We start from the raw sequence: 14385 nt of genomic DNA, 5'->3' as shown, positions 1-14385 counted from the left end.
GGGAAAACCTGTGGCGAAAATTCATGTGCTTGATGAACATATTGCCAACCAGATTGCAGCAGGTGAGGTGGTCGAACGGCCTGCTTCAGTCGTTAAGGAGCTGCTCGAAAACTCGGTGGATGCAGGCGCCTCCAAGATTGATGTTACGGTGGAAGAGGGCGGATTGCTTCGTATTCGGGTCAAAGACAATGGTTCCGGTATCGAGCCGGAAGATATGGAAAAGGCCTTCTATCGTCATGCAACTAGTAAAATAGTTCATGGCCGCGATTTGTTCCAGATCACAAGTCTTGGATTCCGGGGAGAGGCCTTGGCGAGTATTGCCGCTGTCTCCAAAGTGGAGGTGTTATCGGCCAGCGGGAATGATGGGCGAGGAAGACGAATCGTGATTGAGGGAGGCAAACTTCTCTCACATGAGGATGAAACCTCACCCCAAGGCACGGACTTTGAGGTGAAAGAACTATTTTTCAATACGCCGGCCAGGCTTAAATATATGAAAACGATCCAGACCGAGCTGGGACATATCTCGGATGTTCTCTATCGTATGGCAATGTCTCATCCTAACATCTCGTTCACGCTGCGTCATAATGAAAATACACTGCTTCAGACGCTGGGCAATGGGGATCTGCTGCAAGTGGTTGCAGCAATCTATGGTACAAATGCCGCCAAAGCAATGCTCCCCATTCAGGGAGAGAGTCTGGACTATCGAGTGAGCGGGCTGATCAGTTTGCCGGAATGGACTCGTGCCAATCGTGGTGGCATGTCGACCATTGTGAATGGACGCTTTATTCGGAATTACGGGCTCAACCAGGCTATTCTGAAGGCGTATCATACGTTGCTGCCCATTAATCGGTTCCCACTTGTCGTGGTGCAATTGGAAATGCATCCATCCCTGGTCGATGTGAACGTGCATCCGGCGAAGCTGGAGGTTCGTTTCAGCAAGGAAGCGGAGCTGTATGAGTTTGTGGAAACGACACTGCGTGGAATTTTGCGGAAGGAAGTGCTCATTCCACAGGTAACCAAGCAGCAAATCAGACGTGGAGATAACAGTTCCTTTATCCAGGAACAGTTCCTGTTCCCGAGAGGTCCTCTAAAGGAGGAAACGGAATCCGCAGGGTATGGGCAACAGGGTCCATTGGGGAAATATGCTGGACTCACTAAAATGACTTCAGAGGACGATGATCTGGATGCCCCAGCTGATGTGGCTCCGGCTGATGTGCAATCAGAGCCTGATGGAAACGGTGAGGGTCAGACGCTGCCGTTGCATGAAGCTCCACCCGAGATATCACCATCCTATGATCCATTTGGTATGGTGAGCGGGGACTCAGGATCTAATGTTCTGAAGCGTAATTATAGTGATGACGAAAATCCCCATAGCGATTCAGCTTCTGCTGTGAGTGGAAGTACCGGTGCTGCTACAGTTCGTGCTGCGCAAGATGCCTTACATTCAACTGAAGATAAGGGGCTATCAACTTCACAGGCTCCGACTTCTGTGTATCGTTCCAATTCGATGAATTCTCCGGTTAGAGAAGGGCGTTCATCTTATAATCCATCTGCGGTGGCTGCAAAAGGAGAGCGGAGCTGGAAAGCTCCAAGTTTACCTGACCCGGCAAGGCTGGCATCTGCCGTTAAATCGGATGTTTCCATGCCAGCGTTTCCTGAACTAAGCCTGATTGGGCAGCACCACGGGACGTACTTGATTGCACAAAATCAAGATGGTCTATATCTGATTGATCAGCATGCAGCCCATGAACGGGTGAATTATGAGTATTATTACGAGCAGTTTGGCAATCCGGCTCAGGCTTCGCAGGAGTTACTGCTGCCCATTACATTGGAGTTCACACCATCCGAGACAGAAAAGCTCAAAACAAGACTGGCTTGGTTCGAGCAGGCGGGTGTCTATTTGGAACATTTCGGTGGGCAGACCTTCCGGGTGCGTTCCCACCCGTTCTGGTTCCCCAAAGGGGATGAGAAAGACATTATTGAAGAGATGTCTGAATGGGTGCTGAGTGAACGTAGTATTGATGTTGCCAAGATGCGAGAAGCGGCGTCGATCATGTGCTCTTGCAAGGCGTCCATCAAAGCCAATCAGAAATTGACGGATCAGGAGGCGGAAGTGTTGATTCAGCGTCTTGGTTCTTGCCGTCAACCGTATACTTGTCCACACGGGAGACCGATTGTGGTGTCATTTTCAACCTATGATCTGGAGAAATTGTTTAAACGGGTCATGTAGCTATTTAGGAGGAAATTATGTATATTACAACCGGTGAAAAGGAAGCAGGCCACCTTGTGGAACGTGCACGAAACCTTGCGGAAACAACGGGAGGAACATATGTACCACGCAAAAGGATGTCTTTACCTGCAATGATTGCACATTATGAGATTGATGAGATTATAGTTGTGCTTCAGGGTAAAGTTCGTTTGTTTCGTCCGGATTCACCGCTGCTTGAGTTTCACCCCAGTATGGGATTTGTTCGGGCCAAACGTGTGTTAAAAGGAGAAGCTGATCCGATGCTGGACGCGGGGGCAATCCTTGAAGGGGATACCGTTATCGATTGTACAGCAGGATTGGGCACCGATGCACTGGTATTCTCGGTTGCTGTAGGCAAAAGTGGTCGGGTCATCGCCTGTGAAAGTTCCCTGCCGCTGTACACGTTATTAGTAGAAGGCATGTCTCAGTACGAGAGCATTAAGCCTGCGGTAAATGAAGCTTTCCGGCGCATTGAGCTGCGGCATGCGAATCATCTCGATTTGCTGCGTTCCTTGCCAGACCGAAGCTGTGACACGGTATATTTCGATCCGATGTTCCGTGAACCAATGCTTGATTCAAGCGCCATTCAGCCTTTGCGAGATTATGCGAATCCAAATGCACTGGATGAACAGAGCATTATTGAAGCGAAAAGAGTTGCCCGCAAGCGGGTAGTTATGAAAGAGAAGCGCGGCAGCGCGGAGTTTACAAGACTCGGTTTTGAAGTACATGACCGGGGCAATGCAAAAACACTGTACGGAGTGATTAATGTTGAAAGCGGAAGTTAAACCGAAGCTGCTTGTGCTGGTTGGACCAACAGCGGTAGGCAAAACAAGAATGAGTATTGAGCTTGCACAGGCGTTCAATTGTGAGATTATTTCGGGGGATTCCATGCAGGTATATCGCGAAATGGATATCGGGACGGCCAAAATTACTCGCGATGAAATGAAGGGTGTGCCTCATCACCTCATCGACATCCATGAACCGGAATACCCCTATTCCGTGGCGGAATTTCAGGAGAGCTGCACACGTCTGATTGGGGAAATCCATGAGCGCGGCAAGTTGCCTTTTATTGTTGGTGGCACCGGTCTGTATGTAGAATCGGTATGTTACGGCTTTCAATTCTCGGACAGCGGCTCAGATGAAGCGTTCCGGGATGAACAGTTCCGTTATGCAGAGCAACATGGCCCGCAGGCGTTACATGATAAGCTGAGGGTCATTGATCCGGTTAGCGCAGAACGACTGCATCCGAATGACCAGCGCCGAATTGTTCGTGCACTGGAGATCTATCACCTTACAGGTGAGAAGTTGTCCGAGCAGCTGGCTTCCCAGAAGAAAGAGTCTCCATATGACCTGCTTATTGTGGGTTTGACAATGGATCGTCAGAAACTGTATGCCCGAGTGGAAGAGCGAATTGATCTTATGATCGAGCAGGGTTTGGTAGATGAGGTCAAGTCTTTACTGGAGCGCGGCGTAGCGAGAGGACATATCTCCATGCAGGGGCTCGGTTATAAGGAAATTGCGGCTTATCTTCAGGGTGAAGTAAGCTGGGAGGCTGCGGTAGAGTGGCTGAAAAGGGATACACGTCGTTTTGCCAAGCGACAATTGTCCTGGTTCCGGCATATGAAAGACATTGAATGGGTGGATATGACGGATACCGAAGATTTTGCAGGGAATTATGCCCATGTATGTGAGATGATCAAACGTAAGTTTGACTGAATATAGAAGGTGGAATTTGCCACCGATTAGGACTTTAGAACCTCTATCTTTTAGAAATAAAAGGTAGAGGTTTTTACTTTTTTTTATATGAAATGATGTTATTAAAAGAGGGAATATTCAGAGTCCTATGCAGATTTAAGCAAAGAAATTCATTGTAAAAAAATAACATAAATATTAAAATGAATTCACATGACAGGCCATTTGATTTTGTTTGTAAGGTGAAGGGGGAGATTTTATGAGTGCAGAACCGAGCGGAGTAGCGAGTTTATATCTCTTTTTCTCAGGATTATTTGGAATTGGTTTTGCCATTGGAGGTCTTGTCGCATTAATTTGGTTAATTATTGTTCTCATCAATACCAATACATACCTCAAACTCTTAATCCATGATAGAAAGAATCGGAAAAATATGACGTTGGCCAGAGAAGAAGGGAAAACATATACAGATCCAGAAAAGTAGAAGGGAAACGTGGAAAAGGGTAGAATTTGTCCCTCTTTTGCAATTCTGACAAGCGGTGTATAATGGATAAGTCTTCTAGTTGCAAGCGAAGCTCAGGCATAGGTGCAAAATAGCAGGCAAGGGGTTTTTGTGGATTATATGAATCCGTTCATGATATAATAGCACGAAAGCTACTCAGCGATATTGAATATTACTTATAACACGAATTCAAATGAACCAATGGGGGTACGGCTAATGAACAAGTCCATCAACATCCAAGATACGTTCTTGAACCAACTGCGGAAAGAAAACATTCCAGCTACGGTCTATCTGACCAATGGCTTTCAAATCCGCGGAACGATCAAGGCATTTGACAATTTTACGATCGTCATTGACAGCGACGGACGCCAGCAAATGGTCTACAAGCACGCCATCTCCACGTTCACGCCGCAACGCAGCGTATCGCTGATGCAGCAAGATAATAGCGGCGAAGCTTAAAAAATTACGAAACCTTTTTATCAACCATTTCGTCTACATGTATAGGAATCGAAACAGAGCAACCTGAATAAGGGTTGTTCTTTTCATTCCGGGCAAAATAAGCTCTATAGGAGTTTGAGCCAGTAGTCGAATAGAAATTATGCAACTGAAAGGGAGTCAGGAGGTAACATGCCAAACGATCCGTTGTCGAGGTCTAACAATCGCAACAGCAATAACAAGTCAACCAAAAAAGCGAAGCCAAAGACCTCTAAAAAGAAAAAAATTACGGGTAAACGCGTTGGATGGACACTGTTTTTCACCATGGCAATCGCCATATTTTGTGCACTGGGTGGATATTTATTTATTATGGTGAGTGGGGAAAATCTGCTCAAAGCCAACAAGGACAAAACAACAATCAATGAAACTTCAAAAGTATATGATCGTAACGGACAGTTAATGGGCGAGTTGTCCATTCAAAAGCTGGAGCCGGTCAATGAAGAAGATATTCCGGATCTAGTAAAGGAAGCTTTTGTTGCCACGGAGGACAAACGATTTTACGAGCATCAGGGCGTGGATATCTGGTCCATCGGACGTGCAGCGGTTAAAGACGTCATGGCCCGCTCCATGGTGGAGGGTGGCAGTACGCTGACTCAGCAGCTTGCGAAAAATATGTTCTTGTCCCGTGACAAGACCTTCTTCCGTAAAGCGACAGAGGTTTCCATTGCAATGGCATTGGAGCGCAAGTACTCAAAAGACGAAATTCTGACGATGTATCTGAACCGGATTTTCTTCGGTCATCAGCGTTATGGAATTAAGGCTGCGTCTGAATTTTATTTTGGAGTGTCTGACCTTAATGAGTTGAAGATCTGGCAAATTGCCACATTGGCAGCGATGCCTAAAGGGCCTTCTGCCTATAACCCGCTGAGCAATCCCAACGATTCCAAGGCACGACGTGCTGTGGTATTGCAGCTGATGTATGAGCAAGGTTACATCACCAAGGCGGAAATGGATGAAGCCAAAGAAGTAGACTATGACTATACACCGCCTGAGAAAGATCAAAAGTATCAAGCCTTTATCGACTATGTTCTTCGTGAAGCGGAAAAAGTGACTGGTAAAACGGAGGATGATCTGAATATCGGCGGGTACAAAATTTACACGACGATGGATGCTCAGGCTCAAACAGCCATGGAAAGTGCTTTCTCGGATGACAGTTTGTTTGAGTCAAGTAAAGACGATCAGCCAGTTCAAGGCTCCATGGTAATTATGAACCATGAAAATGGCAGTCTCGTCGCCTTGATGGGCGGACGGGATTATCAAACAAAAGGCTACAGCCGGGTCACACAGAGCCGCAGACAACCTGGATCGGCATTTAAACCGATTGTGACTTATGCACCGGCTCTTGAATCAGGTAATTACAATGCAAACTCAGCTCTCAGTAATGAAAAGCAATGCTTCGGGAATTACTGTCCGGGTAACTTGCATGGTTATTCTTCAACCATTAGTATGACTGATGCCATTACAAAATCGGAGAATATCCCGGCAGTATGGCTCCTAAACAAAATTGGTGTGAATACAGGTGTTCAGTTTGCAAAAAGCGTAGGTATCCAACTTACGGATGAAGACAAAAACCTGGCGATTGCGCTGGGTGGTCTTAGCAAAGGTACGAATACGCTGGAAATGGCGCAAGCCTATAGTGCATTCGCCAATCTGGGTGAGTACCAGCAGGCATACTCCATTAAGGAAATTAAGGATAGCGCGGGAAAAACGACCTATAAACACGATAAATCGGAAACAACACGTGTTATGACTGAGCAAAATGCTTATTCCTTGACTAAGATGCTGCAAAATGTCGTGAATGACGGTACAGGTCGTTCAGCACGTCTGGATCGACCAGTTGCTGGTAAGACGGGAACCGTTCAAAGTGGTATCTCTGGCAACAGTGCTAACCGTGATGTTTGGTTCGTCGGATACACGCCAGAATGGACTGCTGCAGTATGGATGGGTTACGACAATCCTGATGCAACCCATATGCTCAAAAATAGCAGTAAGCTATCAGCGGCGTTCTTTGCCAAAGTTATGGGGGATGCGTTGAAAGGAGTTCCTGTGAAAGACTTCGAAGCTCCAGCAGGAGCCCAGACACCTCCACCGGAGAAAGAACCAGAGCAACCAACACTTTCAGTGAGTGGTTTGAATGGTGCGTATGATTCATCTACGCAAACTGTATCGTTGAATTGGACTGCAACGGGAGATTCCTCGACACAGTATCGGATTTACAGAAAAGAGACATCTGAGGGACAGTTCACCCATCTATTAGATGCGGTTGGTTCGACCAGTGCGCAGGATCTAGGTGCACTCCCGGGTCTCACCTACGAATACTATGTGACAGCTGTTGATTCAGCTACGGGACTGGAGACTGATCCGTCCAACATCATATCGCTGATGATTGAAGCGGAGGAATTGGAACCGGAACAGCCAGATACGGGCACGGAGCCAGGGACGGAACCGGGCACAGAACAGCCTGGAACAGAAAATCCAGACAACGGTTCGCCGGGGAATGGAAGTTCTGAGGGTAACAATGGCAACGGAAATGAAAATGGCAACAATGGTAACGGCAATAATGGAAACAACGGAAACAACGGCGGGACAGGTCAAGGGAACGGACAGACCGGAGAAGGAAATACACCGCCTGGACAGGGAACAACAGAACCTGGAGGTACGGGTGAGGGTTCCAATGATGGATCTGTGACGACACCGGGCGAAGTGGTCACGCCACCAGATAGTGGAAACAACGGCAACAATGGAGAAACGAATGCACCGACAGATTCTCAAACTGGAACTGGCGGTTAACAAGAATAAGGCGCATTAAATCATTACAACCTAAAACCTGCTCCCTCATATTGGGGAAGCAGGTTTTTTGGTTTGTATAACCATTGGAGTGGAACCATAACTCTCTAATAGATGGGGCAAAGCTTGATTTTGAGTGTATAACTTAAATATGGTAAGCTGTAACTATTCGTAATACGTTGTGCAAAGCGGATTCAGGCACTTGTGGAATCGGTAATGCGGACGTTATTCGCTGTTCACCAATATCAGCAGGTCACGGACCTGTGGTCGGCAAAGAGGGGTTCGTATGAAACGGAAATTCGGGGACCGCGCGAACTGGCGCCGGATTACGAACCGACAATTTACATGCCGGTTCGTTCAATCCAAAATTTTTACGGGTTACATTACGTTGTATACGATACAAGATTTGAAAGAGCCTTTGTGGAAAACCTATGGAGGAAGTACATTTTGCATTGCGGATAAAGGTTATTCCTGGTTGCAGTATTATCCGAAGGGCGAGCACTTTGTTGTTACGGCCATGTTTGACGATCAGGAACGGATCGTTGAATGGTACATTGATACATGCCGCAGCCAGGGCATAACCGATCAGGGTGTTCCGTGGTTTGATGATCTGTATCTGGATGTCGTTGTCCTGAAGGATGGAGAAATATTTTTGCTGGACGAGGATGAACTTGAAGATGCTCTTTCACGTAAGCACATTACGACGGGGGATTATGATCTGGCTAACCGGACAGCCAAGGAATTGTTGCATGCCATTGATGCTCATGTGTTTCCTTATTTCCAACTGTCTTTGAAGCATAGACAATCCTTGTTTGAGAATGGGGAGTTCAGAAAAAATATTCAGATTTAAGTCATGGAAAAGTCGCAGAATTCTTCGCCATCCTTCTAATATTAGAGCACCTGATAGAATACATTAATAATCAGGAGAGTTCAGCCCGATAAAATAGAGGTGATGGCGAATGAACGGACGGGTCATGGCTGCAGGAGGGCAACCGGGAGGCAGACCATCCAGACAAATTAATGTTGTTTTGCGTAACCAGGAACCTCAGATGCTGGTCAAAGAAGAAGAGACGGCAATACAAGCGGCAAAAGGTTTAGCCAAACATGCGCATTTTCAGGAGATTCAAGGTGAATTGGAGCAGCTGGTTGGACTCGAAAATATCAAGGATTTAGTATTTGAAATCTATGCTTTCTTACAGATTGCCCAAATGCGTACCGAAGCTGGACTGATAAGTGGGGCGCACGTGTATCATATGATTTTCAAAGGCAATCCGGGAACCGGAAAAACAACGGTAGCACGAATCGTTGCGAAGCTGTTTCAGAAGATGGGTGTATTGAGTAAGGGTCATTTGATTGAAGTGGAACGTGCAGACTTGGTCGGGGAATACATCGGGCATACGGCACAAAAAACGAGGGATTTGGTCAAAAAGGCATTGGGTGGAATCTTATTTATTGATGAGGCGTACAGTCTGGCTCGCGGGGGCGAGAAGGATTTTGGGAAGGAAGCTATCGACACACTTGTAAAGTCAATGGAAGATAATAAAAATCAATTTATCCTCATTTTGGCGGGTTACTCGGAAGAAATTGATTTTTTTCTACAGACGAATCCCGGATTACCTTCCCGTTTTCCGATCCAGGTTGAATTTCCAGACTATAGCATTGATCAATTGATTCAAATCTCCGAAATTATGGCTAAGGAACGTGACTATATTCTCATGCCACAGACCATACTCAAACTAAAGCAGCATCTGCTTCAGGAAAAAAATGAATCTCTTCATGCGTTCAGCAATGCCCGATATGTCCGAAATGCCATTGAACGATCGATTCGCCATCAGGCAGTTCGACTATTGGAACAGTATACCCAGGGAAATCCGGGAAAACTAGAGCTGATGACCATCCGCACAGAGGATTTGAAGTTTGAGCAAAAGTAAGCGATAATATAATTTTTAACGCAGCCGGCCGGGTTAACCGGTTCGGCTTAAAGCATGCCATCTAAGGTGGCACAGAATATATGCGGAAACGTAGTAGAAGGAGTGAATATACACGATGACAAATGGAACACATGATACAGATATGGTGAAGAAGGATCGCGCCGTGTTGGTGAGTCTGGTTACCGATGAGGTCAAACGTTCGGGTATTAACCCGGAGTACTCCCTTGAGGAGTTGGTAAAACTTGCCGAGACGGCAGGCGTAGAAGTGCTGAGTGTATTGTCACAAAACCTGAAAACCCGGGACACCAAATGGTTCATAGGTAAGGGGAAAGTGGAAGAACTTCGTGCAGTGGCTGAGGAAATGGGAGCAACAACAGCTATTTTTGACCAGGAGCTGTCCGGTGCTCAAGTTCGTAACCTGGAAGAAGCGTTGGATCTCAAAATTATTGACCGCACCCAGCTGATTTTGGATATCTTTGCGCAGCGCGCCAACACAAGAGAAGGTATTATCCAGGTTGAGTTGGCTCAGTTGAGCTATTTGTTACCACGTTTGTCGGGTCACGGAAAAAATTTGTCCAGACTTGGTGGCGGAATTGGAACGCGGGGTCCAGGTGAAAGTAAACTGGAGACGGATCGTCGACATATTCGTGGCCGCATAGATGACTTGAAGCGTCATCTGGAAGAAGTGACACGTCATCGCAAGCTGCACCGGGAACGTCGCAAAAAGACGGGGATCGTTCAGGTAGCCCTTGTAGGTTATACGAATGCGGGTAAGTCCACCTTGCTTAAACAATTAACGGCGGCAGATGTGTATATTCAAGACCAGCTGTTTGCCACACTGGATCCAACCTCTCGGACGATGGAACTGCCAAGTGGTAAAGAAATCGTACTCACAGATACGGTTGGGTTTATACAAAACCTTCCTCATGATCTGATTGCGGCTTTCCGTGCAACGCTGGAGGAAGTGAATGAAGCGGACCTTATATTACATGTGGTCGATGCATCATCTGCAATGCGTGAAGACCAGATGAGAACTGTACACACGATTTTGCAGCAACTGGGTTCAGGGGACAAGCCTCAATTGGTATTGTATAACAAAAAGGATGCTTGTACACCGGAGCAGCTTGAGATGCTTCCTTTGGATAAAGAACATATCAAAGTGAGCGCTCTGGATGCAGATGACTTGCTGAAAATTCGTGAGCTTATCCAGGCTGAATTGACTGGCGCTACCAAACGGTTCCGTATTCCGGCTGAGCGTGGCGATCTTACATCTGTACTTTACAAAATAGGCGATGTTGTTGAGACCACATTTGAAGATAATGATGTAATTTATGAAGTGGAACTGCAAAAAGGCGAATATGAGAAATTCGGTTATTTACTTGAAGATTTCATACAACTGTAACATCGATGACATATTTGTATGATAAGTTGACACGATAATTGATGTTTGACGTCAGATTCGTGCTATGAAGGGGAATGAAGCAAGATGGTAAGCTTTGATTCAGAGATTATTGAACTTCAACGACAGGTTGAACGTCAGATTGAGGGGCAATTGCAACAGATTGACCGGATCACCGATCATAACCAATGGAAAGTAATCAATGCTTTTCAGCGTAGAAAAGTCAGTGATTTTCACTTTGCGGGTTCAACGGGGTACGCTTATAACGATCGCGGGCGTGAGGTGCTTGATGAAGTGTATGCCGATGTGTTTGGTGCAGAGGCGGCACTGGTGCGTCCCCATTTTGCATCAGGTACACATACTATTGCTACAGCTTTGTTCGGTGTACTTCGTCCAGGTGACGAGTTGTTGTACATTACGGGTAAGCCCTATGACACATTGCATAAAGTCATTGGCAAGCCTGGTGATGGAACAGGATCATTACGGGATTTCGGAATTGGCTATCAAGAGACGGGTCTGTTAGAAGATGGCGGAGTAGATTGGGCGGCGGTAGAGAAAAGTATCAATGCAGCGACAAAAGTCATTGGTATTCAACGCTCCAGAGGATATGATTGGAGATCTTCCTTCTGTATTGAAGAAATCGCTGATATGGTTACACGTGTAAAGGCGATCAAGGAAGATGTCATCATATTTGTGGATAACTGTTATGGTGAATTCACGGAGGAACGTGAACCAACTGAAATCGGGGTAGACCTGATGGCAGGTTCACTGATTAAAAATCCCGGTGGAGGTCTAGCGGAAACCGGTGGATACATATGCGGGAAGGAAAAGTACGTGCAATTGGCTGCCTATCGTTTGACTGCTCCTGGAATTGGCGGTGAGGTTGGCGCGATGTTGGGAACAACTCGTGGCATCTACCAAGGACTTTACATGGCTCCGACAATTGTAGGACAGGCCGTTAAAGGGAGCACATTCGCTGCGGCGATGTTTGCTGCATCCGGATTTGTAACCAAACCGGCATGGAACGAGATGCGTACAGATCTGATTCAGGCTGTTCAATTCAGTTCGGCCGAGCATTTAATTGCCTTTGTACAAGGGATACAGCGGGCTGCTGCAGTAGATAGCCATGTAGTTCCTGAACCTTGGGACATGCCGGGTTACGAGCACCCTGTCATCATGGCGGCAGGTACGTTTATACAGGGTGGGAGCCTTGAATTGTCGGCAGATGCGCCTATCCGTGAGCCTTTTATTGGCTATATGCAGGGCGGTTTAACGTACTCTCATGTTAAATATGGCGTTTTGATGTCATTACAGACCATGAAAGAACGCAAATTATTGTGAGTTTATCTAACACATCATTGACACTTAGTAATAACTAAATGTACAATAGAGTGAAGAATAGATGACTGGAAGGTTGATGAATGATGGGTGACGAAATTCGCAGAAATATGGCCTTATTCCCGATAGGTATTGTAATGAAACTTACGGATCTGTCCGCGCGTCAGATTCGTTATTATGAGCAGCACAGTTTGATTGTTCCTGCGAGAACGTCAGGTAATCAGCGTTTGTTCTCTTTCAATGACGTAGAACGATTGCTGGAAATCAAGGCTCTGATTGAAAAAGGAGTTAACATTGCAGGCATTAAACAAGTGATGAATCCTGTATCTAAAGAGTCAGAAGAAGCGACTGTTATTACAGCCGATACGGAAGTGAAACGTAGAGAACTATCGGACTCCCAACTACACCGTCTGCTTAAACAACAACTGGTGTCAGGTAAGAGACCTGGACAAGTATCTCTCATCCAGGGAGAGCTTTCCCGTTTCTTTAATAAAAAATAAGTTCGTATAACCTCGTAAGTCAGGGGAAATCCTGCTTTTGGGTAGGAGGACTCCTTGACCCATGCGATATTCTAATGTACAAATATAACAGGCAAGCCAAATACGCAGAGAAGAAAGGGAGAGGGTATCGTGAGTTTTACTAAAGAAGACATACTACGTATCTCAAAAGAAGAAAATGTACGATTCATTCGTTTGCAATTTACCGATTTGCTTGGAGCAATCAAAAACGTTGAGATCCCTGTGAGCCAGCTTACTAAGGCTCTGGACAATAAAATGATGTTTGATGGATCTTCCATTGAAGGTTATGTGCGTATTGAAGAGTCCGACATGTACCTCTATCCGGATCTCGATTCTTGGCTGATTTTCCCTTGGGTAGCCGAGAACCGTGTTGCTCGACTGATTTGCGACGTATATCTTCCGGATGGTAATCCGTTTCCAGGAGATCCGCGTGGCATCTTGAAACGAAACCTGAAAGAAGCCGAAGAAATGGGATTCACTTCCTTCAACGTCGGTCCTGAACCAGAGTTCTTCTTGTTCAAAACAGACGAAAAAGGAAACCCGACTAACGAACTGAATGACCAAGGTGGATATTTCGACCTAGCGCCTACGGATCTTGGTGAAAACTGTCGTCGTGACATTGTTATCACACTTGAAGAAATGGGCTTTGAGATCGAAGCTTCCCACCATGAGGTAGCTCCAGGTCAGCATGAGATCGACTTTAAATATGCTGATGCTCTAAAAGCAGCAGACCAGATCCAAACGTTCAAACTCGTTGTTAAAACGATTGCACGTCAGCATGGTCTACATGCTACCTTTATGCCGAAACCACTGTTTGGTATGAACGGTTCCGGTATGCACTGTAACCAATCCTTGTTCCAAGGCAAAGTGAACGCATTCGTAGACGAGTCGGACGAACTGGGTCTGAGCAAAACTGCACGTCACTTCATGGCTGGAACTTTGAAGCATGCGCGTGCGTTTGCAGCAATTACGAACCCAACTGTGAACTCATACAAACGTCTTGTACCAGGTTACGAAGCACCTTGTTATGTAGCTTGGTCTGCTAGTAACCGTAGTCCAATGATCCGTATTCCAGCTTCCCGTGGTCTGAGTACACGTGTTGAGGTTCGTAATCCGGATCCGGCTGCTAACCCATACTTGGCTTTGGCTGTTTTATTGAAAGCAGGTCTGGACGGAATCAAACGTGAGCTTTCCTTACCTGCTCCGATTGACCGTAACATCTACATCATGTCAGAAGAAGAGCGTGTGGAAGAAGGCATTCCAAGCTTGCCGGCTGACCTGAAAGAAGCATTGAATGAATTGATCCGCAGCGAAGTTATCTGTGATGCTCTTGGCGACCACGCCCTGGCTCACTTCTACGAGCTGAAAGAAATTGAGTGGGACATGTATCGTACACAAGTCCACCAATGGGAACGCGATCAATATATCACGTTGTACTAATAGCTGAATCCCTTGGCGCTCTAGCGCTGAGGGGTTTT

Annotated in this window: 12 protein-coding genes; all 12 read left to right on the top strand. The window is 46.2% G+C overall.

Annotated features, from left to right (window positions below; genetic code table 11):
* The first annotated feature begins 10 nt into the window (after positions 1 to 10).
* The 12 genes from mutL (at position 11) to glnA (ending at position 14347) form a co-directional block, all read left to right on the top strand.
* A complete protein-coding gene (mutL, locus tag AC4PM4_RS24600; RefSeq protein WP_491614766.1) occupies positions 11 to 2230 on the top strand; it encodes a DNA mismatch repair endonuclease MutL in 2220 nt (739 codons plus the stop codon).
* A gap of 17 nt (positions 2231 to 2247) precedes the next feature.
* Positions 2248 to 3033 (top strand): class I SAM-dependent methyltransferase, encoded by a 786-nt coding sequence (locus AC4PM4_RS24595; protein WP_063563082.1) that lies wholly within the window; start codon positions 2248 to 2250, stop codon positions 3031 to 3033.
* Positions 3017 to 3964 carry a tRNA (adenosine(37)-N6)-dimethylallyltransferase MiaA gene (gene miaA / locus AC4PM4_RS24590; protein ID WP_371121627.1) on the top strand — a complete coding sequence of 316 codons (948 nt, stop codon included), beginning with the start codon at positions 3017 to 3019 and terminating at the stop codon, positions 3962 to 3964. The genes AC4PM4_RS24595 and miaA overlap by 17 nt, the downstream gene beginning before the upstream one ends.
* A gap of 235 nt (positions 3965 to 4199) precedes the next feature.
* Positions 4200 to 4421, top strand: coding sequence for a hypothetical protein (locus tag AC4PM4_RS24585; protein WP_064637103.1), 222 nt, complete (start codon positions 4200 to 4202; stop codon positions 4419 to 4421).
* Positions 4422 to 4655: 234 nt separating this feature from the next.
* The gene (gene hfq, locus AC4PM4_RS24580) at positions 4656 to 4898 is read left to right on the top strand and encodes an RNA chaperone Hfq (RefSeq protein WP_017687918.1); all 243 of its coding nucleotides are present in this window, start codon (positions 4656 to 4658) and stop codon (positions 4896 to 4898) included.
* Between the two features lie 168 nt (positions 4899 to 5066).
* On the top strand, positions 5067 to 7724 hold the full coding sequence (locus AC4PM4_RS24575) for a transglycosylase domain-containing protein (protein WP_491614765.1): 2658 nt from the start codon (positions 5067 to 5069) through the stop codon (positions 7722 to 7724).
* Positions 7725 to 8007: 283 nt separating this feature from the next.
* Positions 8008 to 8571: a ribonuclease FAU-1 family protein gene (locus AC4PM4_RS24570; RefSeq protein WP_053780865.1), complete on the top strand. Its 564-nt coding sequence runs from the start codon at positions 8008 to 8010 to the stop codon at positions 8569 to 8571.
* A gap of 109 nt (positions 8572 to 8680) precedes the next feature.
* Entirely contained in the window at positions 8681 to 9652 is a 972-nt protein-coding gene (locus AC4PM4_RS24565; RefSeq protein ID WP_024630469.1) for an AAA family ATPase, read from the top strand.
* Between the two features lie 115 nt (positions 9653 to 9767).
* Positions 9768 to 11054: a GTPase HflX gene (gene hflX, locus AC4PM4_RS24560; RefSeq protein ID WP_024630468.1), complete on the top strand. Its 1287-nt coding sequence runs from the start codon at positions 9768 to 9770 to the stop codon at positions 11052 to 11054.
* A gap of 84 nt (positions 11055 to 11138) precedes the next feature.
* Positions 11139 to 12392: a methionine gamma-lyase family protein gene (locus tag AC4PM4_RS24555; RefSeq protein WP_400345728.1), complete on the top strand. Its 1254-nt coding sequence runs from the start codon at positions 11139 to 11141 to the stop codon at positions 12390 to 12392.
* Between the two features lie 83 nt (positions 12393 to 12475).
* Positions 12476 to 12889, top strand: coding sequence for a MerR family transcriptional regulator (locus AC4PM4_RS24550; RefSeq protein ID WP_063563200.1), 414 nt, complete (start codon positions 12476 to 12478; stop codon positions 12887 to 12889).
* A 129-nt stretch (positions 12890 to 13018) separates the two neighbouring features.
* The gene (gene glnA / locus AC4PM4_RS24545) at positions 13019 to 14347 is read left to right on the top strand and encodes a type I glutamate--ammonia ligase (protein ID WP_063562869.1); all 1329 of its coding nucleotides are present in this window, start codon (positions 13019 to 13021) and stop codon (positions 14345 to 14347) included.
* The last annotated feature ends 38 nt before the right edge of the window (positions 14348 to 14385 follow it).

It is taken from the genome of Paenibacillus sp. MDV22-iso6 (genome assembly GCF_058408365.1).
Note: the sequence above shows the minus strand (reverse complement) of the source record. Positions and strands in the feature narration are given on the sequence as shown.